This is a genomic window from Metasolibacillus meyeri (assembly GCF_003049505.1).
Classification (GTDB): Bacteria; Bacillota; Bacilli; order Bacillales_A; family Planococcaceae; genus Metasolibacillus; species Metasolibacillus meyeri.
Window position 1 is genome coordinate 55006 of record NZ_PYWN01000002.1, and the last position, 20687, is coordinate 75692.

At 38.4% G+C, this 20687-nt stretch carries 20 protein-coding genes and 1 pseudogene; 4 read left to right on the top strand and 17 right to left on the bottom strand.

All coding sequences use genetic code 11. The features are described 5' to 3' along the window. The 3 genes from rnc to C9J34_RS00605 all read right to left on the bottom strand — a co-directional run bounded on the left by rnc (position 1) and on the right by C9J34_RS00605 (position 4760). The gene (gene rnc, locus C9J34_RS00595; RefSeq protein WP_107837911.1) at positions 1–762 is read right to left on the bottom strand and encodes a ribonuclease III; all 762 of its coding nucleotides are present in this window, start codon (positions 760–762) and stop codon (positions 1–3) included. A 152-nt stretch (positions 763–914) separates the two neighbouring features. Beyond that, positions 915–2105: an S-layer homology domain-containing protein gene (locus C9J34_RS00600; protein ID WP_107837912.1), complete on the bottom strand. Its 1191-nt coding sequence runs from the start codon at positions 2103–2105 to the stop codon at positions 915–917. 54 nt (positions 2106–2159) lie between these two features. Next, the gene (locus C9J34_RS00605; RefSeq protein WP_107837913.1) at positions 2160–4760 is read right to left on the bottom strand and encodes a leucine-rich repeat protein; all 2601 of its coding nucleotides are present in this window, start codon (positions 4758–4760) and stop codon (positions 2160–2162) included. A gap of 160 nt (positions 4761–4920) precedes the next feature. On the opposite strand from C9J34_RS00605, the gene C9J34_RS00610 reads away from it, so the two are divergent. After that, positions 4921–5601 (top strand): response regulator transcription factor, encoded by a 681-nt coding sequence (locus tag C9J34_RS00610; RefSeq protein ID WP_107837914.1) that lies wholly within the window; start codon positions 4921–4923, stop codon positions 5599–5601. Next, positions 5598–7010, top strand: a complete 1413-nt coding sequence (locus C9J34_RS00615) for a HAMP domain-containing sensor histidine kinase (RefSeq protein ID WP_107837915.1) — start codon at positions 5598–5600, stop codon at positions 7008–7010. Before C9J34_RS00610 ends, C9J34_RS00615 begins: the two co-directional genes overlap by 4 nt. 180 nt (positions 7011–7190) lie before the next feature. Here the strand turns inward: C9J34_RS00615 and acpP are convergent, their stop codons facing one another. From acpP to C9J34_RS22290, 8 genes and pseudogenes are all read right to left on the bottom strand, one after another. Then, the gene (gene acpP / locus C9J34_RS00620) at positions 7191–7427 is read right to left on the bottom strand and encodes an acyl carrier protein (protein WP_107837916.1); all 237 of its coding nucleotides are present in this window, start codon (positions 7425–7427) and stop codon (positions 7191–7193) included. Positions 7428–7464: 37 nt separating this feature from the next. Continuing rightward, the gene (gene fabG / locus C9J34_RS00625) at positions 7465–8208 is read right to left on the bottom strand and encodes a 3-oxoacyl-[acyl-carrier-protein] reductase (RefSeq protein WP_107837917.1); all 744 of its coding nucleotides are present in this window, start codon (positions 8206–8208) and stop codon (positions 7465–7467) included. Further along, the gene (gene fabD, locus C9J34_RS00630) at positions 8205–9152 is read right to left on the bottom strand and encodes an ACP S-malonyltransferase (RefSeq protein ID WP_107837918.1); all 948 of its coding nucleotides are present in this window, start codon (positions 9150–9152) and stop codon (positions 8205–8207) included. Before fabD ends, fabG begins: the two co-directional genes overlap by 4 nt. Further along, positions 9152–10156: a phosphate acyltransferase PlsX gene (gene plsX, locus C9J34_RS00635; protein WP_107837919.1), complete on the bottom strand. Its 1005-nt coding sequence runs from the start codon at positions 10154–10156 to the stop codon at positions 9152–9154. Before plsX ends, fabD begins: the two co-directional genes overlap by 1 nt. Next, positions 10153–10731 carry a transcription factor FapR gene (fapR, locus tag C9J34_RS00640; protein ID WP_107837920.1) on the bottom strand — a complete coding sequence of 193 codons (579 nt, stop codon included), beginning with the start codon at positions 10729–10731 and terminating at the stop codon, positions 10153–10155. The genes plsX and fapR overlap by 4 nt, the downstream gene beginning before the upstream one ends. Positions 10732–10813: 82 nt before the next feature. Next, entirely contained in the window at positions 10814–12856 is a 2043-nt protein-coding gene (recG, locus tag C9J34_RS00645; RefSeq protein WP_107837921.1) for an ATP-dependent DNA helicase RecG, read from the bottom strand. 16 nt (positions 12857–12872) lie between these two features. Beyond that, positions 12873–13208 (bottom strand): annotated as a pseudogene (locus C9J34_RS00650) (DUF2691 family protein); the annotation flags it as partial. A 15-nt stretch (positions 13209–13223) separates the two neighbouring features. Then, complete coding sequence (locus C9J34_RS22290; RefSeq protein ID WP_238600529.1) at positions 13224–13331, bottom strand: DUF2691 family protein; 108 nt, start codon at positions 13329–13331, stop codon at positions 13224–13226. A gap of 61 nt (positions 13332–13392) precedes the next feature. Between C9J34_RS22290 and C9J34_RS00655 the strand changes: the two genes are divergently transcribed. Next, on the top strand, positions 13393–14346 hold the full coding sequence (locus C9J34_RS00655; RefSeq protein ID WP_107837923.1) for a phosphotransferase enzyme family protein: 954 nt from the start codon (positions 13393–13395) through the stop codon (positions 14344–14346). Positions 14347–15160: 814 nt separating this feature from the next. Here C9J34_RS00655 and C9J34_RS00660 read toward each other — a convergent pair. From C9J34_RS00660 to C9J34_RS00685, 6 genes are all read right to left on the bottom strand, one after another. Continuing rightward, on the bottom strand, positions 15161–15712 hold the full coding sequence (locus C9J34_RS00660; RefSeq protein WP_107837924.1) for a GNAT family N-acetyltransferase: 552 nt from the start codon (positions 15710–15712) through the stop codon (positions 15161–15163). A gap of 310 nt (positions 15713–16022) precedes the next feature. Then, entirely contained in the window at positions 16023–16913 is an 891-nt protein-coding gene (gene sdaAA / locus C9J34_RS00665) for an L-serine ammonia-lyase, iron-sulfur-dependent, subunit alpha (RefSeq protein WP_107837925.1), read from the bottom strand. 12 nt (positions 16914–16925) lie between these two features. After that, positions 16926–17588, bottom strand: a complete 663-nt coding sequence (gene sdaAB, locus C9J34_RS00670; protein ID WP_107837926.1) for an L-serine ammonia-lyase, iron-sulfur-dependent subunit beta — start codon at positions 17586–17588, stop codon at positions 16926–16928. A 235-nt stretch (positions 17589–17823) separates the two neighbouring features. Next, positions 17824–18453, bottom strand: a complete 630-nt coding sequence (locus C9J34_RS00675; RefSeq protein WP_107837927.1) for a hypothetical protein — start codon at positions 18451–18453, stop codon at positions 17824–17826. Continuing rightward, a complete protein-coding gene (locus C9J34_RS00680; protein WP_107837928.1) occupies positions 18446–18943 on the bottom strand; it encodes a sigma-70 family RNA polymerase sigma factor in 498 nt (165 codons plus the stop codon). The genes C9J34_RS00675 and C9J34_RS00680 overlap by 8 nt, the downstream gene beginning before the upstream one ends. 202 nt (positions 18944–19145) lie before the next feature. Continuing rightward, positions 19146–19859 (bottom strand): M23 family metallopeptidase, encoded by a 714-nt coding sequence (locus tag C9J34_RS00685; RefSeq protein ID WP_107837929.1) that lies wholly within the window; start codon positions 19857–19859, stop codon positions 19146–19148. A 476-nt stretch (positions 19860–20335) separates the two neighbouring features. Here C9J34_RS00685 and C9J34_RS00690 point away from each other — a divergent pair. Further along, positions 20336–20687: helix-turn-helix domain-containing protein (locus C9J34_RS00690; protein ID WP_193768836.1), on the top strand; the 352-nt coding region annotated here is incomplete at its 3' end.

A 20687-nucleotide genomic window follows, 5' to 3' on the forward strand; every position in this document is an offset into this window, starting at 1 on the left:
TTATGCCTCCTCCTGCTCTAGCTGCTTAAATGCGTTCATTGCACTTTGTGCTGCTTGCTGTTCCGCCTCTTTTTTTGATTTCCCACGTCCCATACCAAGTTCTTTATCATTTAATAACACGCGTGAAATGAAAGTACGATTATGGGCTGGTCCCTTCTCATCCACAATTTCATAATGAAGTGGTCCGTTATTTGTTTGCTGAACCATTTCTTGAAGCTGACTTTTAAAATCCATCACATGCGAAAAAGCACCGACTTCTATCTTCGGGAATACGACACGCTCTAAAAATGCGACAACATTATCTAAGCCTTGATCCAAATAAAGCGCCCCTACAAATGATTCAAAAACATCTGCTAACAGGGCTGGACGCTCACGACCTCCCGTTAACTCTTCTCCTTTGCCTAATAAAACAAACTGACCAAACTGTAGCTCGTTGGCAAAAACAACAAGTGAAGGTTCACATACGATGGATGCACGTAGTTTTGTTAACTCTCCCTCGCTCATTTGAGGATACTTTTCAAATAAATATTTCGATACGGAGAGCTCTAATACAGCGTCTCCTAAAAATTCTAAGCGTTCGTTGTCTGTGTATAGCTTGCGTCGATGTTCATTCACATACGATGAATGGGTAAATGCTTGGTACAATAATGCTGTGTTTTGGAATGAAATATTGAGTTCTTGCTGTAAAACTTGGAATTGATTTTTTATTTTCTCTGAAAATGTGCCTGCTTTATGCTGGCTTCCTTTTTTTCTAATTGTCATTCATAATCTGCCTTCCTAGTAGTTTCTACTCTTAAGTGTACAATGGAATAGCCGTTTTTTCAAAGGGCTGGCTATAAATATTTTCCTTCTTGAGAAAAGCACATCCTATTTCTTTTACTATACAGAAATAGGATGTGCTTCTATTAAGATACTTACATTTTTTCAGTCAGCTTCATTGCTCGATACATAAAGGCAACAAATTGCGCGCGTGTCACAGGTTCATTCGGCTTGAAATAGCCATTATCTCCTAAAGCAATATCATATGCTTCAAGTGTGGCAATATAATCATAGCCCCAATGTGTTGGTGTGACATCTCGGAATGTGCTTGTGTCCTCTAGTGGCAAATCAAAGGCTAGCACTAACACTTTTGCCATCTGTACGCGTGTTAATGCTTGTTCTGGTAAAAAATTTCCTGCATCGCCATCTATGATTCCTGCCTGCTGTAGCTGCATAATTACCTCGTAGTATGGATGAGTAGCAGGAACATCCTGAAACGGCACTGCCTCACGTGTTGCTCTTAGCTCAAATACGCGCCCAAGTATCACTGCGATATGCTTACGCTTTATCGGCTCGTTCGGTCGGAATGTACCATCTGTATAGCCTTGGATAATCTCTTGGGCTGCAATTGCTTCAATCATTTCTTTTGCCCAATGATTCGAAATATCTGAAAATTTAGTGCTTAGTACTGATATCACAGGTTGTTGTGGTTCTGGTGTCGGCTCTACAGGTTGCTGTGGCGTTGGTTCAGGCATTGGTTCGTTTGGCGTTGGTGGTTCTGATATTGGCGGAATAAAGCCGCCTTCACCACCTGAGACACTATCTTGACGCCATTGTGCATAAAGTGTGACATTTGCTGTTCCCATATCAAAAATGCCACCTGCTATATAACTCGTTCCCCTTCCATCTGCTTGTGTATTCCAACTGACAAATGTATAACCTGTTCTTGCAAGGTTGCCTTTATCCTTTACAATCACGCTTTCTCCCTCTTGATAGGCCGTTGTATCCACTGGCACTGTTCCTATTGCCCCATTACTTTGATACGTCACACTATATATTGGAATTAATTCCCACCTCGCATAAAGTGTAATATTTTCTGCGCCCATGGTAAAGTTAGCACCTACTGCAAAATTCGTTCCCTCTCCATCTGCCTGTGTATTCCAACCTGCAAATGTATAACCCACTCTTTCAAGATTCCCTTTATCCTTTATTGTCACGTTATCTCCTTGTCGGTAGGCCGATGTGTCCACTGGCACTATTCCTGTTGCCCCATTACTTTGATACGTCACACTGTAGGTTGGAATGAGTTCCCACTGTGCATAAAGCGTGATATCATTTGTACCCATATGAAATATATCTCCCGCTAGATAACTCGTTCCTTCCCCATTTTCTTGTGTATTTCAACGTGTAAATAAATAATCTCCCTTTACAAGGTCGCCTTGGTGTGCAACAGTGACACATTCTCCCTCTTCGTATGCATCAACACCTTCTGGTACTGTTCCTATTGCCCCATTTTCTTCATATGTCACGCTGTAGGTTGTTAAATTTGGTGCTCCCTCTGCATATATTTTCATCGGTTTTGCTACAACACCATTCCATAGCTTTGTATAATTTGTGTCTTCATACCATTCAAAATCGGCAGGGTCAGGATTTTGCTCTGCAAATGCCTTCTCTCCCAAAGCAGGTGCTCCACAAAAACGAACAGCCTGTAAATCATTATTTAAAAATGCACCTTCTCCAATTGTTGTGACACTGCTTGGAATCATCAAACGCTCAATTTTATTAATATGAAAGGCATTCTTTCCGATAGTTGTAACACTGTTTGGAATCACTAAATCCTTTATCACATTAAATTGAAATGCGTAATCTCCAATTGTTTGCAGGTTAGCAGGTAGCTTTACATGTTCTAAAAATTCATTGAATCCAAATGCTCTTTCTCCTATAGTAAGTACACTATCAGGTAGGTCGATAGATTCTAACTTATTTTCCCTGAACACACCATTTTCAATAGAAGTAAGGTTCGTTGCTTGAATATCAACTTGCTTTAGGTCATTCCAAAAAAATGCCCTTTCTCCTATAAATGTAACATTTGCTGGAATTCTCAATGCTGTTAGCTGATTACTTGAAAATGCCTGTGCCCCAATGGAAGTAAGACTATCGGGTAATTCCACACTTATTAACTGATTTTCCTTAAATGCTTGGTCACCAATGGTTAGGAGATTCATCGGCAACTCTAATTCTTCTAAATCATTCCAACGAAACGCTTCATTGCCGATGGATGTGAGGCTCATCTTAAATAGTACCTCCATCAAAAAATTATCAGCAAATGCTTTATCTCCAATGGAAATCACACTATTGGGTAGTTCAAGATACGCCAAATCATTCGTTTCAAATGCACTCTCCCCAATGGATGTAACAGTTGCAGGGATATCTACAGCAGTTAAATATTTTTGAAAAAAGGCTCGATCCCCTATTGCCGTCACTGGCTTGGCATTAATAAATGGAGGAATCATTAAATCTATCCCTTCGTTGCCAACATAACCTATGATTGTTACACCCGTAGCATTATCAATTGTTTGAAAGTCATCTTCATTTCCAACCTCTTCCCACTGTGCATAAAGTGTTATATTCTCTGTTCCCACATTGAATATGTCACCTACTGCATAAGATGTTCCATTTCCATTTGGTTGCGTGTTCCAACCTGTAAATATATAGTTTGCTTTTGCAAGGTTTCCTTTTTCTTTTACCGTCACACTATCGCCCTCTTGATAGGCTAGTGTGTCTATCGGTGCTGTCCCTTCTGTTGCACCATTTTCATTATAAAATACACCATAGCTTTGAATTCCCGCCCACTGCGCGTAAAGTATGATATTCTCTGTTTCTATATTGAATGTATCGCCCACCGCATAGGATGTTCCATTCCCATTAGCTTGTGTGTTCCAGCCTGTGAATGTATGGTCTGTTTTCGCAAGATTTCCTTCTTCTTGTACTGTTACGCTATCGCCTTCTTTATAGGCTGTTGCATCTACTGGAGTAGCTCCTGCTGTTGCACCGTTGCCATGATAGATGACACTAGATGCTGCCGGTGTGTCCTTCGTATATATTTCTATCGCATTTAATACTTGATTATTCCACGCCTGTGTATAGCTTTTATCCTCATACCACCCATCAAATTGCGGTGTTCCTTGCTCTATGAATATATCGTCTCCTAAAGTCAAAGCTCCATGAAAACGTACCGTATGCAATTGATTATAGGCAAATGCCTCATCTCCAATAGAATTTACTGACGCAGGTATATCAATACTCGTTAAGTCGTTATCTAAAAATGCCCAATCACCAATTGTTTGAACAGTTAAAGGTATATCAATATGCTGTAATTGATTATTTGCAAATACAGAATCCCCAATAGATATACTAGTAGCAGGTAGCTTTATGCTCTTTATATTGTTATTTCTAAACACCCAATCCCCCATAAAAATTACACTATCTGGGATTTCTATCTCCATTAAATGATTATCCCAAAATGCTCCATCTTCTATTGTCTCAATACCCTCAGATAATTCTACGCGCTCTAATTTATTATAGTAAAATGCCTGCTGCCCAATTGTTTTAACACTTGCTGGAATTTTTATAGCTGTCAGTCTATTATAAAAAAACGAATAACTGCCAATAGATGTAAGGCCAGAAGATAACTCTACGCTTTCTAGATTATTTTCAGCAAATGCCCATTCTCCAATTGATATAACGCTATCTGACATCTTTACAGTTTTTAACATTCTGCCATAAAACGCCCCATCTCCTATTTCTGTTACTGGCTTTGACTGAATGTATTCTGGAATTTCTAGGTCTACATCATGCCCTGTATAACCTGTAATTGTAACACCAGTAGAATTGTTAATTATTTGAAAATCCGCTTCATTCCCCGCTGCCTCAACAGATATTACTCCCCCTTGCGAAAAAAGTAATAGAAAAATCATTAGGATATTTCTTGATTTTTTCAATACATTACACCTTCTTTACTAAATTTATCAATAATTATCTTGGATACTATTAATTTATCAAATTATCAAGGGAAGTTTTCTTAATGAAATCTTAATGAATTTAGAGAGAGTTGTTATTTTTTGATTATATATAGTAAATTGAAGATGGAGGGGATGCATAATGAATCGAATTTTAATAGTTGATGATGAAGCTGAAGTTCGTCAATTAATCAGGCTTCATTTGGAGCAAGCCGAGATGAATGTGTTTGAAGCTGTATCAGGGCGTCATGCCATTACTCAATTAGGTGAACACACTTTTGATATGATTATTTTGGATTTAATGATGGATGATGGCAATGGCTTTGAGGTGTTGCACTATTTAAAAGAACAGCACTTGCAGCCTCTTGTAATTGCATTAAGCGCTAGACGAGAAGTGGAAGATAAAATAGCAATACTTGGTTTAGGGGCTGATGATTATGTAACAAAGCCGTTTAGTCCGATTGAACTTGTCGCACGGGTACAGGCACATTTAAGACGTCATGCACCTTTACATCAAACGAACACCATCCGCTTAAACAAATTAGTGTTGGAGGTCGACAATGCGGTATTGTTGTATCATGAAAAAAAGCAAAGATTAACAATTATTGAATGTCAGCTTTTGCAATTATTTATGCGCAACGCTGATCGTGTGCTCACGAAAAGAGAAATCTATGAACATATTTGGCAACATGAACATTATGATGATAATAATTTAAGTGTTTTTATTAGTCGACTTCGTAAAATATTGGAACAGATAACGGGTAGCCAACATATTCGCAGTATTCGTGGTATAGGTTATCAGTTTTCAGGTGATGGATTTTGAAAAATCAAACTAAAATGTGGATTCTTATTGTCATTAGCATTGTTAGTAGCTTCATTATTTTTATAGTCACTAGCTTTATTATCGGAAAGTATTGGAATGAGGGGTATGATGTAGGAGATTTAGCGACTTTAGCTGGTGAGGTAACGCAAGCCATCGAAAGCCAAACTACAGGTAACCAACAGGAAACGCAAGCGATATTAGATACATTCCATCAAGCGCATTCAACTGTACATTTTGAATGGCTGCAGGCAGATGGGACAATTATTTATACGACCTCTGGTAAGCGTGAAAATTATGACTTCCAACAGCTAGCAAGTCATTTTCTCAATGCCCCTTATAGTTTGTGGACTGAGGGTGAGGAAATTAGTTTGATTTATCAGCTCGAAATCAATCAACGACCTTATTATTTGTTAATGACTTTACCGAATGAAGCGATGCAACCAGGGCAGGTTTATTTTTTCATTCGTACAAATACCATTCTTCTCACGCTGCTCTTACCTTTATTCATCGCCTTTTTGGTTCCTTATTTACTAGCCATTTTATTTTTCTCTCGCATGAATCGACGTATCCACAAATTGAATGATGCACTTACACAGGTCAATTTGCAAAGCGAGGGTATTGTCTTGCAGGATAACACTAAGGATGAAATTGGACAGCTTACACAGCATTACAATTCGATGGTCAAACGCCTCCAAAATCAGGTCTTTGAAATTGCGCAATATGAAAACAGACGACATGAATTAGTATCCAATCTTTCGCATGATTTACGCACACCATTAACGATGATTTTAGGCTACGCCGAGACGATTCGCAACGGCTTATATCAGGACGAAAAAGAATTACAGGCTAGCGCCAAAATCATTTTACAGCGTTCTCGCTATATCGATAAATTACTCGACCAATTACTTGATATTACAAGACAAAATATAAATGCCTTAACATTGCAAGCTGCGCCACATAATTTATCTGAAATGCTACGCAAAATTTTAGCTGATTATTTATTATTTTTAGATGGGCAAGATACAGCTATCGATATTCATATTGCGGATACAGATATTGTAATAGAAATAGATGCCGCGCTGTTGGAGCGGGCAATTCGCAATTTAATTGACAATGCTCTTCGTTATGGGAAAGATGGAGATTATCTTGGCATCATGCTAGAGGAACAGCAAAATGAAGTATGCATTATCGTGAAAGATAAAGGACAAGGGATTGCACCCGAAAAACAAGATCGTGTTTTTGAAAGGTTTTATCGCGTCCATCAAGGCAGGCATGGAGAAGGACTTGGTATCGGGCTGTCCATCGTACAGGAAATCGTACACTTACATAATGGGACAGTTCATTTTACGAGCCTTCCATACAAGGAAACCGTATTTCAAATAACATTACCAATAACAAAGGACTACTAGGAAAGAAGGCTGTCTGAAATGCCCTTTTGAGATAATTTTCTCTGTGACAAGTAAGTTCCTATATAAGAAAAACCAAGCGGCAGATGCTTTTATGCGAAAAAACAGGCACACACCGTTTAAATATAGAAATAAGGGCTACTTGAAAAGAGAAATCCCCTTTTCAAATAGCCCTTTCATGAATTAGTTAACTTTGCTCTCAATATAGCTGATCGCATCACCAACTGTTCCGATTTTTTCTGCATCTTCATCAGAAATTTCCATATCGAACTCATCTTCTAATTCCATAACAAGTTCAACTACGTCTAATGAGTCAGCACCTAAATCGTCACGGAAAGAAGCTTCTAATTTTACTTCGCTTTCTTCAACGCCTAAACGGTCAACTACTACTTTTGTTACACGCTCTAAAACTGTAGACACACTGGTCACCTCCCCTCAAAGATATATGGCATGCTTTTTACATGACCATACCACCATCGATATGCAATGTTTGTCCTGTAATATAGCTCGCTGCATCAGAAGCGAAAAATGCGACTGCTTTTGCAATATCTTCTGGCTGTCCAAGCTTCGCTAAAGGAATTTGTGCAAGCATAGCTGTCTTTAATTCTTCAGATAGCTCGTCTGTCATATCTGTTGTGATAAAGCCTGGTGCAATCGCATTGACTAAAATATTGCGGCTCGCTAGCTCCTTCGCCGTCGTTTTCGTCAAACCAATCACGCCCGCTTTTGCTGCAACATAGTTCGCCTGTCCTGCATTACCAGATACACCTACGATAGATGAAATATTCACAATACGTCCACTACGCTGCTTCATCATTTGACGTGTAACAGCCTTCGTACATAAAAAGACGCCCTTTAAATTTGTGTTCATTACATCATCCCACTCGTCTTCCTTCATACGCATCAATAAATTGTCTCGCGTAATGCCCGCGTTATTTACTAATATATCAATTGAGCCGAATGTTTCCAACGCTTTACTCATTAATTGTGCAACAGATTCTGCATCTGCTACATTTGCTTGTACTGCAATCGCTTCGCCACCAGCCGCTTGAATTTGCTCGACAACTTGCTGTGCACGCGCTTCGCTCCCGCTATAATTGACAACTACTTTTGCACCTTCTTTTGCAAGTTCTAATGCAATCGCCTGTCCAATACCGCGTGACGCTCCCGTAACGATAGCTGTTTTATTTTGTAATGTCATTCTCCCCACTCCTTCGCTGCTTCTAACAATGCTTGTAGTGACTCTTCATCATATACACAATATACTTGTGCTGTGCGATCAATTTTTTTCACTAAACCAGATAATACTTTACCAGGTCCGCATTCTATGAATACAGTAACACCTTGCTCTAATAGTGTACGCACATTTTGCTCCCATAGAACTGGGCTAACTACTTGTTCAACCATTTCGCGACGAATGGCTACTGCATCTGTTAAAAGTTCTGATGTTACATTGCTAACGACAGGAATTGTTGGCTGCCCAATCGTTAATTGCTCAACCGTTTCCGCTAATTTATCTGCGGCTGGCTGCATTAAACTTGAGTGGAACGGTCCGCTAACAACTAACGGAATCGCACGTTTTGCACCAGCTTCCTTCGCTGCTACACATGCTTTATCCACGCCTTCTTTCGTGCCAGAAATAACGATTTGTCCTGGGCAGTTTAAGTTCGCTAATTGTACCACATTGCCTTCTGCTGTTACAGCTTCGCATACCGCTTTCAAAGGCTCAGCATCTAAACCTAAAATCGCTGCCATTGCCCCTTGTCCTGCTGGTACTGCCTCATCCATATAAAGGCCGCGCTTATGCACTGTTGCTACTGCTTCGTCGAATGTCAGCACACCAGAAGCAACAAATGCGCTATATTCTCCTAATGAATGACCCGCTGTATAATGTGGGTGAATGCCTGCTTCCATAATTTTATTGGCAACCATCACGCCTGTTGTTAGTAGGGCAGGCTGTGCATGATACGTCAACGTTAACTCCTCTTGTGGACCATTTAACATCAAATTTGCTAAAGAAAAGCCAAGCATTTCGTCTGCACGCTCATAAAGTGCTTTGCTTGCAGCTGTTGTTTCAACAAACTGTGCGCCCATACCTACTTGCTGTGAGCCTTGTCCAGGAAAAATAAAAGCGATTTTCGTCATTAGTCGTTCTCCTTTACGTGTTGCTGTTTCGCAATTGCGTCCTTAATTGTTGCACAAACATCATGCTCCACCATCATATGTGCTTGTCGAATGGCACTATAAATAGCTTTTGCATTTGATGAGCCATGTGCTTTTATAACAGGTGCTTGCAAGCCAAAAAGCGCCGCACCACCGTATTCTGTATAGTCCATTTTATCTTTAAGTGATCTCAAATCATTTTTGACAAGCATTGCCGCAAACTTTGACTTTGTCGTCGCCATAAGTGCTTCCTTTAGCATTGAAAAGATTGTGCCTGCCGTTCCTTCCAATGATTTTAGCACCATATTACCAGTAAAGCCATCTGTGACAACAACATCTGCTACACCATTCAATAGCTCACGTGCTTCCACATTACCTTCAAAATTTAGCTCTGTTTCTTTTAATAGAGTAAAAGCTGCTTTTGTTAATTCATTGCCTTTGTTGTCTTCCGTTCCTATATTTAATAGCCCTACGCGTGGTGCTTGTTGTGCGCGTACTTTTTTGACGTAAATATCGCCCATAATCGCGTACTGCTGTAAATGCTCAGGCTTAGCCTCTGCGTTCGCTCCTAAATCAAGCATTAAAAAGCCTTGTCCATCCACTGTAGGCAATGTTGTTGCTAAAGCTGGACGTGCTACACCTTCGATACGCCCTACTTTGTATAAGCCACCCGCCATTAAAGCACCTGTATTTCCTGCTGATAAACAAGCATCTGCTTCATTTGTGACAACTGCATCCAAAATTTTCGCCATAGAAGAATCCTTTTTACGACGTACAGCACGTGCTGGATCATCATCTCCGCCTACTACTTCTGAGCAATCGATCACTTTAAGACGTGGGTGCTCCTTTAAATATGGTGCCATCTTTTCCTGTTGACCGTATAATTGAATTTCAATTGTTGGGAAATCCTCTAAAGCGAGAAATACCCCTTCAATAATTGATTGCGGTGCATGGTCGCCACCCATACCATCTATTGCTAATTTCATGTTGTTTCACCTACACCTTTCGTACGGTACATTTCAAATTCACCTATAAATACAATTTCATTATCTACTGTTGACTGCACATCAACATATGTACGATTTTTTATTTTGTCCTCAGCGCGCACAGTTGCCTTTGTCACAACACGATCTCCTGATTTTACAGGTTTAACAAAGGTCATATTTGATTTCACAGTCAAGGCTAATTCATCATTAATAACTGCAACAGCTAATGAGTTTGCCTGTGCAAACAAATGATGCCCACGTGCAATGCCATTGCGCTGAAAGACATGCTCCTCCCTCACATCAAAAATAGAAAGAGCACGTTTATCTAATTCAATATCTATAATTTCACCGATGACTTCATCAAGCGGTAAAGATTTCACTTCATTTTCATAGTTTTTCGCTGCAACATCTTTAATGCGCTCACGTAACTCTGGAATCGCCAGCTCCATGCGGTCTAAGCGAATCGTTTGTACACTAACACTAAATTTAGCAGCTAACTGATCATCTGTGACGAATGGGTTATCTGCGATTGTTTCTATCAATAGTTGCTGGCGTTCTTTTTTCGTTCTTTTCATCGTCACTTGTCACCTACTTATTAGTATTAGAACTTGGTACTAATACCAGTATACATTTTCAAAAATAAGAACGCAACCATTTTTAATCAATGCGCTCCCCTTGTAGCACGCCAGCTACTTCTAATTTATTGCGTAGAGGCTCGTATTCCTCTTTCACCCAAAATTCCTCACTATGCACTAAACGCTCTGCATCGCGTCTTGCTACATCCAATGCACGGTAATCATGTATAAGGTCAGCCATTTTAAATTCAGGTAAACCGCTTTGCTTTCTGCCAAAGAAATCACCAGGTCCACGCAATTCTAAATCCTTTTCCGCCAATTTAAAGCCGTCGTTCGTTTCTGTCATTGAACGCATGCGCTCTTGCCCTTCATCAGATTTTGGATCTGCAATTAACACACAGTAAGATTGATGCTCGCCACGTCCAACGCGACCACGTAGCTGATGCAATTGCGCTAAGCCAAAGCGTTCCGCATCATAAATCGTCATAAAGGTAGCGTTTGGCACGTTCACCCCAACTTCTACAACGGTCGTTGAAACGAGCACATGGATTTCACCATTACTAAATGCACGCATAATCTCATCTTTTTCAGTTGGATGCAAGCGACCATGCATTAAACCAACCGTGAAACGTCCTGCAAAATACGAAGTTAAATGATTGTAGGCATCTACTGCATTTTGTACGTCCAGTTTGTCCGATTCCTCAATTAATGGGCAAATCACATATGCTTGCCGTCCATTAGCCAGCTCTGCTTGCATTTTGGAAAGCACTGCACCAAGCTGCTCTTCCTTCATCCAATGCGTCTCAATTTCTTTACGTCCTGCTGGCAATTCATCAATAATCGACACATCCATTTCCCCAAACGCTGTAATCGCCAAAGTACGTGGAATGGGTGTCGCTGTCATAAAGAGCACATCTGGATGCTCCCCTTTATCGCGCAAAATGCGGCGCTGCTCCACACCGAAGCGATGCTGCTCATCGGTAATCACAAAGCCAAGTTTGTGAAATGTGACGTCTGGTTGTATTAAGGCATGCGTCCCTATTAAAATATCAATTTCTCCTTCAGCTAATTGTGCAAGTAAAATGCGACGTGCCTTCGTTTTTGTTGAACCTGATAAAATTGCCACACGCACACCGATTGGCTCAAACCAACCTTTTAGCGATTCCGCGTGCTGCTCTGCTAAAATTTCTGTCGGTGCCATTAATGCACCTTGGTAGCCTGCTGTTACTGCCGCATATAAAACGATTGCTGCAACGACCGTTTTCCCTGATCCAACATCCCCTTGTAAAAGACGATTCATGCGCTGTGGCAATTTCAAATCTCTACATATTTCATTGACTACTCGTTTTTGTGCCGATGTAAGCTCATATGGCAATGTTTGAATAAAAGCACGTAGCCTGTCAATATCATAAGCAATCTCTAAACCTCGCTCTGCTTCTTTACGGCTTTTGCGCAATGCTTGGATACGCAATTGAAACTCCAGTAGCTCTTCATAAACAAAGCGACGACGAGCTTGCTTCGCATGTGCTGCGTCCTTTGGAAAATGCACTCCTTCTAAAGCTTCCTGAATATCGAGCAACTGATAATCAGTTCGCAACTGCATTGGTAAAATATCTTCCATCTCTGTCACAACATCCAGTGCTTGTCGCATATATTTACGGAAGCGCTTTTGCTGAATTAATCCACGCAAGCTATACATAGGCTCAAAATCCACCTGCTCTGTTTTCGGACCAAACGTCACAGATGAACCAACAATCACTTGCCGCCCTCGATCCCATTTCCCTGTTACAGTTACGATGGTGCCAGGTAGTAACCTTTGACGTAAATAACCTTGATTAAAAAATACCGCTTTTACTAAATGCCTGCCTGCTCGTACTGCCACAGTTAAACGTTGCTTATTTTTTCCTAAAAACATGACGGAGGGCATCGACTCGACCGTTGCCTCTATTGTAACGCGCTCATTATGTGGTGTTTCCGTTAAATCCTTCAGTCGAAAATCTTCATGGCGATATGGAAATGTCCAAATTAAATCACCGATTGTTTCAATATGTAGCGACTGTAAATGCTCAGCTGTTTCCTTGCCAATGCCTTTTAATGTTGTTACAGGCTCTGTCCAACTTGTCATAGCGTATTTCCTCCTTTCACCTCCACACTGTTAATAATGTATGATGGTCATTTACTGTCAGTTGCATATTTTGATAGTTGCACGTTTGCACCCGTTCTACAAGTCGTTGAAGCAATTGCTCATTTTTTACATACATATAGACATAGCTTGAATCAATGATGATAAGAGCGAGTTCACAATTACTCTGTAAAAAATCCGCACCATTGCGAATTTCGATGATATCCTCCTTTTGAGGAAAAGCCTTTAAATCAGCGAATATGACATAATAATCCTGTGCAGAAATTTTCTCTAAAAATGCTTGTCCATTAAAAACTGCTTGGTTAGAAAAAAGCTCATTCCCTAACATATCATCCCTCTTTTGATAACATTACCCAGCCCCTACCTGCCAAACCCATGATTCATCGATTAAACCTTCAACTATATTATGTAAATGTTGGCCATAGTTATTTGGAATTTCAAAACGAACACCTTTCATGTGCGCCCGCCCCCCTTTCCTGTATAATTATTATACTACATGGAGAAAGGAGGAGATTCCAATGAGCAACACTTTTCAACAGATTGCGGCAACCTTTTGGCATATTGATATCGTACAATGTCAAGTCATTCGCAATGATGACAAAAAGCTCGCTGCAATTACAGCGACTGATGGTACTCGCTATATGTTAAAGGGTGAACAACAAAATAGTAACAATATACAAAAAATATGTGCTTTTGCAAACGAGCTTTCTGCGATTTTACCTGTCACAACATATTTAAAAACAACAGAGGGTAGCTATACGGTAACAGAGCAAAATATTGTCTATACACTTGAGCATACTCTTTTAGGAACCGCCATTGATTGTTTAACAGATATACATATTGAAGAAATTGGCAAGGCATTAGGCAAAATGCATCGTTTTTCACTTGAACATCACATGACATTAAACCATGCTACCTCATGGTCGATGTTTGGTGGCAACTTGAGTGATGCAATTGGCGATTATGATGAAAATGAATTAAGCTTCCGCGATTTCGCAACCGCATTTGCACAGGAGCCACAAATGGAGGAAATCCATTCACTTTATATGAGATATCGTGGGCAACTAGAAGATATGTGGGGAGAGCTACCAACAGCAGCAACACAAGGAGATTTTTGTTATTACAACATGCTTTTTGATGAACAATACATAAGTGGTATTTTCGATTTTAATTTAGCTGGTGACGAAGTTTTAATTAATGAATGCGTGGCGGTCGGCATTTATTTATGTTGGCATGTAGATTATCAAGAAACGCATTCTTCTATACAAAGGTTCCAACGATTTATGCAGGCTTATGAAGAACAAAGAGCATTGAACAGCTTAGAAAAAAACGCAATCCCTGCATTGTTCGCCATTATCCGTGCCTTCCGCTATGACCGCGTGGAAGATGGCATCAAAGACGTTATAACTAAAGAAAACTTTTTAGAGGAAACTTTAAGTATATTGCAAGAAACCGATGAACGTTTATTCTAATTTAGAAATAAGGGGGTTGGGGGAATTTTGCATTTTCTCTCCCTCCTTCTTGCTCCTTCATTAGTTGCTTTGTAAATGAACCCCATCTTCTCTCAACAAACTCCAAAAACAAACACAGAAAAATTTACTAAATCTAAAAATCTTCTTACGCAAAGTGCCCTCTTTCACAAAACGACACTTTCATAATAATTAATAGTATTAAATTTACCTCATTTAAATAGTTATTTTTCAGGAAATCGGCTACTTGTTTCCAATATGCTTCGGAAGTCAAGTAGCCGATTTTCTCCTGTTCTAACAATTCTGCTATTATCATTTAGCTACATCTCATTAATTTCTCACCTTTAACAAATTGCCATAATTCAGGATATATTCTTGAAGGTTTAACCTATGCTTGACAAAGTAATTCTTCAATCAGCGGGGACTTTCTACATCCTCTCTGATTGATAATTTCACCAACCAGTTTTTTACTGAATAAAAACAACCGCCAAATTTTAATGGGCTATTAAGCTTATCAATTGCGTCCAAATTTTTTTCGAGCTCGCTTGAAAAGTTCTATCTTGCACACATAAATTGTAATTTAATGATTGCTATAATGATTTTTCGTTACTACTATATAGTTAGTCAACTAACTAATAAAGGATGGTATAATGGCAAAATCAAATGAACTCAGCAAAAGTGAATTGATTATAAGGAGCAAAAGGCTTTCAGAAAAATAGGTTAATGCCCATATTTCTCGAAAGCTTTTTGCTTGAGCCAGCACATAGATGAAAATCCATAATAATAGCCAAAAAAGGCGTTAGGAAAGTTTTTCCTTTTAAACTTTCAACCAATCTTCCCTCAACAAGCCAAATAAATAAACATCATGAAATGCGCCAAACCTGAAAATTTCACTGCGCAAAGTCCCTTCTTGCACAAAACCACATTTTTCATAAGAGCGGATAGCATTCGCGTTAAAACTAAATACCTGTAATTTAATTTTATTAATATGAATATAGTTGAAGATAAATGAAATTAACGTATTCATTGTATCTGTGCCAAAGCCTTTATTTTGCCAATCACTTCCGATAGAAATCCCAACAGAACAAGTGCTATTTTGCCAGTTGATTGCATAGACAGCACATGAACCCATCAACTCATTCGATTCCTTTTCAAAAATCCCAAACATAAATTCCTCTTTCTTTCCACTAATTGCATTGAAAACAGCCGTATGGTCTTCAACTGTCAATGGAAAAGGAATATCATCATTTGCGAGTAATATCGTTCCTTTTTCGTTTTCAATTTGAGCAAATCTTTCAAAATCCTTTTGCTCCATTTGTTTTAATTGAATTCTTTGTCCTGTTAAATAATGTTTAAAATACTGTTCCATGTGGTTCTCCCTTTATTAAGGGCTGCAGCCAGAGGTACAACCCCTTAGATTTTTTGTTGATAAAACAAAGCATCTCCTGCAATCTGTGCGAACATATCCCCAACTCCCTTTATGTAATTCATCTAAGTATATCTCCAATTATTTGAAAAATCTAGATAGTTAAAAAAGCTTTCAAGGAAGCAGGCTATTTCCCCCATTCCTTGAAAGCTTCTTACTACAATATAAAGTGAACCTTCAACCAGTATGCGTTTCACATTTTCGCTTTCACTTACTATTTTGAAATATCGTGTTAATATGCAACAAAAATTCCTTATTGCACCACCGCACCACCAAATATTTTTGCCGCAAGTGCCTTACCTGTAGGCGTCGCAGCTAGTCCACCACGTGCCGTTTCTTTTAAGTCTGGATTCATTGATTCACCAATGCGATACATTGCCCCAATGACCTCATCGCAAGGAATACGGCTTGTGATACCTGCTAATGCCATATCCGCTGCGACAATCGCATTAGCTGCGCCCATCGCATTACGTTTTACACAAGGAACCTCCACTAAACCTGCTACCGGGTCGCAAACAAGCCCCAGCATATTTTTCAATGTAATTGCAAAGCCTTCTGCACATTGCTGTGGTGTACCGCCTGCCATTTCGACGATAGCTGCCGCTGCCATACCAGCCGCTGAGCCAACCTCCGCCTGACAACCACCTGCTGCGCCTGAAATCGATGCATTGTTTGCTACAACAAAGCCGAATGCACCTGATGTGAATAAAAAGTTAATCATTTGCTCACGCGTTGGATTTAACTTATGTTGGATGGCAAACAATGTCCCTGGTACAACTCCCGCTGAACCAGCTGTTGGTGTTGCACAAATTGTGCCCATCGCTGCATTTACCTCGTTTGTGGCAACTGCTTTACTAACAGCATCCAACAATAAATCACCTGCTAGTGATTTGCCTGAAGCGATATATTTTTGCAGTAACACCGCGTCACCGCCAGTTAAGCCTGTAACAGAATGTACACCATTTAAGCCGCGCTCCACTGCCTCTTCCATCACGGTCAAATTGCGATCCATCTGCTTCATAATTTCCTCGCGTGAACGCCCTGTAATCCCAATTTCTTGCTCAATCATAATTTCAGAAATGAGCTTGCCTTCTTGTTCTGCACGTTCCACTAATTCTCGTACATTTTGAAATAATACGTCCATTTTGCTCACTCCTTAGTTGTTAATTTTCGATACCTTTGTAATATGTGGGATATAGGAAATTTGCTGTAGTACACGGTCTTCAATATTTTGGTCGACTTCAATGACCATTAATGCCGTTAACCCACGCTCAATACGCGACACTTCCATATGTCCAATATTGACATGATGCATGGCTAAACAATTCGCCACGTTGGCAATACAGCCTGCTCGATCATCATGTACAACTAAAATTGCTGGCATCCCACCTGTTAAACGAAGCTTGAAACCGTTTACTTCACTAATTTCAATTTTTCCTCCGCCAATCGAGATTCCTTCAACGCTCATTTCCCCTTCATCATCCCCCATGACGATACGCGTTGTATTTGGATGCTCCTTATGTGCCTCTTCTGGAATAAACTCGAAAGACAAGCCCGCTTTTTCCGCATCCTCAAACGCCGTTTTAATTCGCTCATCATGCGTATCATAATCTAATAAACCGCCAACAATCGCCACGTCTGTGCCATGCCCACGGTACGTCTCTGCAAAGGAACCATATAAATAAATTTTTGCCCACTTCGGCTGACGACCAAATAAATCGCGCGCCGCACGTCCAATTCTTGCCGCACCTGCCGTATGAGATGATGAAGGTCCAATCATCACAGGACCGATAATATCAAAAACGGAAGTAAATTTCATACCCGTTCCTCCTAAAAAAATCTCTTATTTACTATTTAGTTTATCAGAATTGTCGCTTGGACACAAAATTTACTGATAAAGAGCTGCATAGAAAGTGGCATACTATCCTATCTTTCATGCAGCTCTTTATAATTTAGAAGTATTACCATTTAAAAAGTAGCAATATTCTTATGAAAATTTTAATTAAAATAGCTATTTTTCACTTGTCTACTGTTTATCAAAATTTAAAAATGATTTACTCATAAATACCGTTCTCCAAATTTTGAATAAATTCAGGTGAAGCTAAATGAAGCGATAGCCATAAATTTTGATTAGCTTCATATTTTATTGTCAGCATTTGCAAAGTGTCTTTCACATATAAATGTATTGTGCCATCTTCATTAATAAATTTATCCCCACTATATGAATTTAAAAGTGCCTCCAAAGCGTCTTTATCTACATAATTCATCGTGATTGATACTACTCGACCTTCACTTAATTGGAAAGTAAGATTCAAATCTTTATATGTTAATATTGATGCATCTTTTAATTTTTCCCCATATACTTCGGGAGTATTATCTTCTATATAATTTTCTCCTAATTTTTCTATAACTTGTGATTTTAAATCAAAAATTGTTATATCATAAAGATAATATTGATCATTTTTCATTTGAAAGAATGTTTCAGAATTATGAGATTGAAATGACATTTCTTGCAACAAAAATAGTCCTGTACCAATAAATAAAAAGATTGTTATAATTGCGGGAATTAAATAAATTTTTTTCTTATGCTGTTTTTTTTCAAATTGGAGCATACGTTCCCTCATTACTGGTGTAGGTAACTGTTCAAAAAGCATATTAAAACTATTTTTTATCAAATCATTCATCACGAAACACCTCCGTCTTATTTTTCAGCTGATTTCTAGCCCTTATTAACCTCGTTTTAATTGTATTGACTGACAATTGTAATAAATTAGCTATTTCATTGACATCATAATCATGATAATAATAAAGAAATATAACTTCTCTATACTTCGGCTTTAGTGTTAAAATAATCTTAGCTAATTCGGCATTGTCATTAGCTAAAATAACGACATCTTCGGCGGATTTACCAAAGCGGAAGAGATTTGTAATCACATCACTTACGACAATATGGCGATATGACCAGCTTCGTAGCATATCATGACTACGATTAATTGTCATTTTAATTAAATAAGTTTTGTAATTCGCTTCACCTCGAAACTGTTCTTGCCGTTCAAATGCTTTCAAAAACACATCCTGTACAATATCTTCAGCAAGCTGTTCATTTTTCACATAGGTATAGGCAACGCGAAACAATACATCCACATACTCTGTTGCTAACTGATTAAAGTTCATTAAGTTCTCCTTTCCCATTATTCTTCTCTATTTATTAGACGGATGTCAAACATTTCAAGGTTCAAAATAATAAAAAACAAAAAATCTATAATTCAATTTTTTATGTAATGTAAAAAGAGTACATTCTAGATGACAAGTCATAACAAGAACATACTCTATATACAAAAATAATTATAATCACAAAATACCTTTTATGATACTTCTATTCAAATATTTGATATGGATCTGGGTACCCAATTTCAATTCTTTCTTCTGGTGTCATATTCTTAATTTCATTATAAGTGAACCAATTTTCTCCTTCTACATCCAAATTACTAGATGTATCCTCAAAATTTATAATATTATAAAATAATGGTTGAGGACCACCACCATAATCATTTAAAAATGACAAAGGGTTTGTTGCACTGCTTGAACTGCAAGTCGAAGTTGAACAATATCTAGTTTCAAAATGAAGATGGACACCATACGAACCATTAGCTCCCGGATTCCCTGAATTCCCCATTTCACCAATTTTAGTACCTCTACTTACAATTTGACCAGGAGAAACTGCTATATTAGATTTTAAATGTGCATATCTTGTTTGCACATCTGAAGAAGAAATACGATAACTTCCTGTATGGTTAATAAAAATTACCCAGCCGTATCCCCCAACTGACGAGTGATAGTATGCACTTTGCACAACTCCACTTTGCGCTGCCATAACTTTATCTCCAGAGACACCTGCAGTTTTTCCTCCAATATCTATTCCATAATGAAACGCTGTTACACCATTAATAGTACGCATACCATAATCTGAAGTAATTCTTTGCGATTCTGTTGGCCATGACATTAAAGGAGCTGCTGAAGCTTTATTAAAATTAAAAAATGAAACAGATATAAGTAGTATTACAGCAATAAAAATAGATTTTCTTTTCATATTAGTGACCTCCGATTTATATTTTTTTACCTTTGATGATAGACTATTTTTTATATACTAATTTGCTTTTAAAAATATGATTTGAATATCTTATTGACCTCCCGTCCCAATAAACCACACTTCTAAAATTGATATCAATACATCTAGCATTCCCATCACCTCCTAAAACTATAAAACTAATGTGTTTTGCAAAATGAAAGTGCAGAGTATTGCAGCATGACTTGGCGTTGCTGCTTTACATGGAGAGGCGAGTATGATAGCCTCCATTTGGCAAAGCCAGCCCTTGATATAGCTGGCTTCATGGCTTTGAATTCATGCTCGTAGAGGCTCCATGTCAAGTTGCAACATTGTGTAATTGCAGTTGCAATACTATGTATTTTTTCGTTGCAAAACACAACTAACAGTATAATAGCAATATTGTAATATTTTATATTAAAATATTCCTATTATAATATTTTATGAGGTGATAATTTTATATGAAGAACTACGGATTAGTTGTAAAAGATATTCGTAACGGAAAGGGATATACTCAAAAATATGTTATTAAAAACCATTTAACTCAAGGGGGATTTTCAAAATTCGAGAATGGTTTATCTGATATCAGTTTAAGAAATATGGAGTTTATACTTAATCAGCTAGATGTAACTTTTGAAGAATTTTTTTTTATAACGCATGATTATCATTACAGAAAAAAAGATGATTTGTTACAACAATTTATTAATCTAACTTACAATGATAAATTAAGTTTAAAAAAAATACACAAAGACTATAAAATATTTTTAGATAAGAACGATGACATCTTACTAGGGAATATATTGATTATATTAG

Excerpts from the sequence above, each read along its gene's own strand:
- rnc (WP_107837911.1), bottom strand. The coding sequence starts at position 762 with ATGACAATTAGAAAAAAAGGAAGCCAGCATAAAGCAGGCACATTTTCA.
- recG (WP_107837921.1), bottom strand. The coding sequence starts at position 12,856 with ATGACAAGTTGGACAGAGCCTGTAACAACATTAAAAGGCATTGGCAAG.
- C9J34_RS00600 (WP_107837912.1), bottom strand. The coding sequence starts at position 2,105 with ATGGGTACAAATGATATCACGCTTTATGCACAGTGGGAACTCATTCCA.
- C9J34_RS22290 (WP_238600529.1), bottom strand. The coding sequence starts at position 13,331 with ATGAAAGGTGTTCGTTTTGAAATTCCAAATAACTATGGCCAACATTTA.
- C9J34_RS00655 (WP_107837923.1), top strand. The coding sequence starts at position 13,393 with ATGAGCAACACTTTTCAACAGATTGCGGCAACCTTTTGGCATATTGAT.
- sdaAA (WP_107837925.1), bottom strand. The coding sequence starts at position 16,913 with ATGGACGTATTATTTCAAAATGTACGAGAATTAGTGGAACGTGCAGAA.
- C9J34_RS00660 (WP_107837924.1), bottom strand. The coding sequence starts at position 15,712 with ATGGAACAGTATTTTAAACATTATTTAACAGGACAAAGAATTCAATTA.
- C9J34_RS00680 (WP_107837928.1), bottom strand. The coding sequence starts at position 18,943 with ATGAACTTTAATCAGTTAGCAACAGAGTATGTGGATGTATTGTTTCGC.
- plsX (WP_107837919.1), bottom strand. The coding sequence starts at position 10,156 with ATGAAATTAGCAATAGATGGTATGGGTGGCGACCATGCACCGCAATCA.
- fabG (WP_107837917.1), bottom strand. The coding sequence starts at position 8,208 with ATGACATTACAAAATAAAACAGCTATCGTTACGGGAGCGTCACGCGGT.
- sdaAB (WP_107837926.1), bottom strand. The coding sequence starts at position 17,588 with ATGAAATTTACTTCCGTTTTTGATATTATCGGTCCTGTGATGATTGGA.
- fapR (WP_107837920.1), bottom strand. The coding sequence starts at position 10,731 with ATGAAAAGAACGAAAAAAGAACGCCAGCAACTATTGATAGAAACAATC.
- C9J34_RS00610 (WP_107837914.1), top strand. The coding sequence starts at position 4,921 with ATGAATCGAATTTTAATAGTTGATGATGAAGCTGAAGTTCGTCAATTA.
- C9J34_RS00685 (WP_107837929.1), bottom strand. The coding sequence starts at position 19,859 with ATGAAAAGAAAATCTATTTTTATTGCTGTAATACTACTTATATCTGTT.
- C9J34_RS00675 (WP_107837927.1), bottom strand. The coding sequence starts at position 18,453 with ATGAATGATTTGATAAAAAATAGTTTTAATATGCTTTTTGAACAGTTA.
- fabD (WP_107837918.1), bottom strand. The coding sequence starts at position 9,152 with ATGACGAAAATCGCTTTTATTTTTCCTGGACAAGGCTCACAGCAAGTA.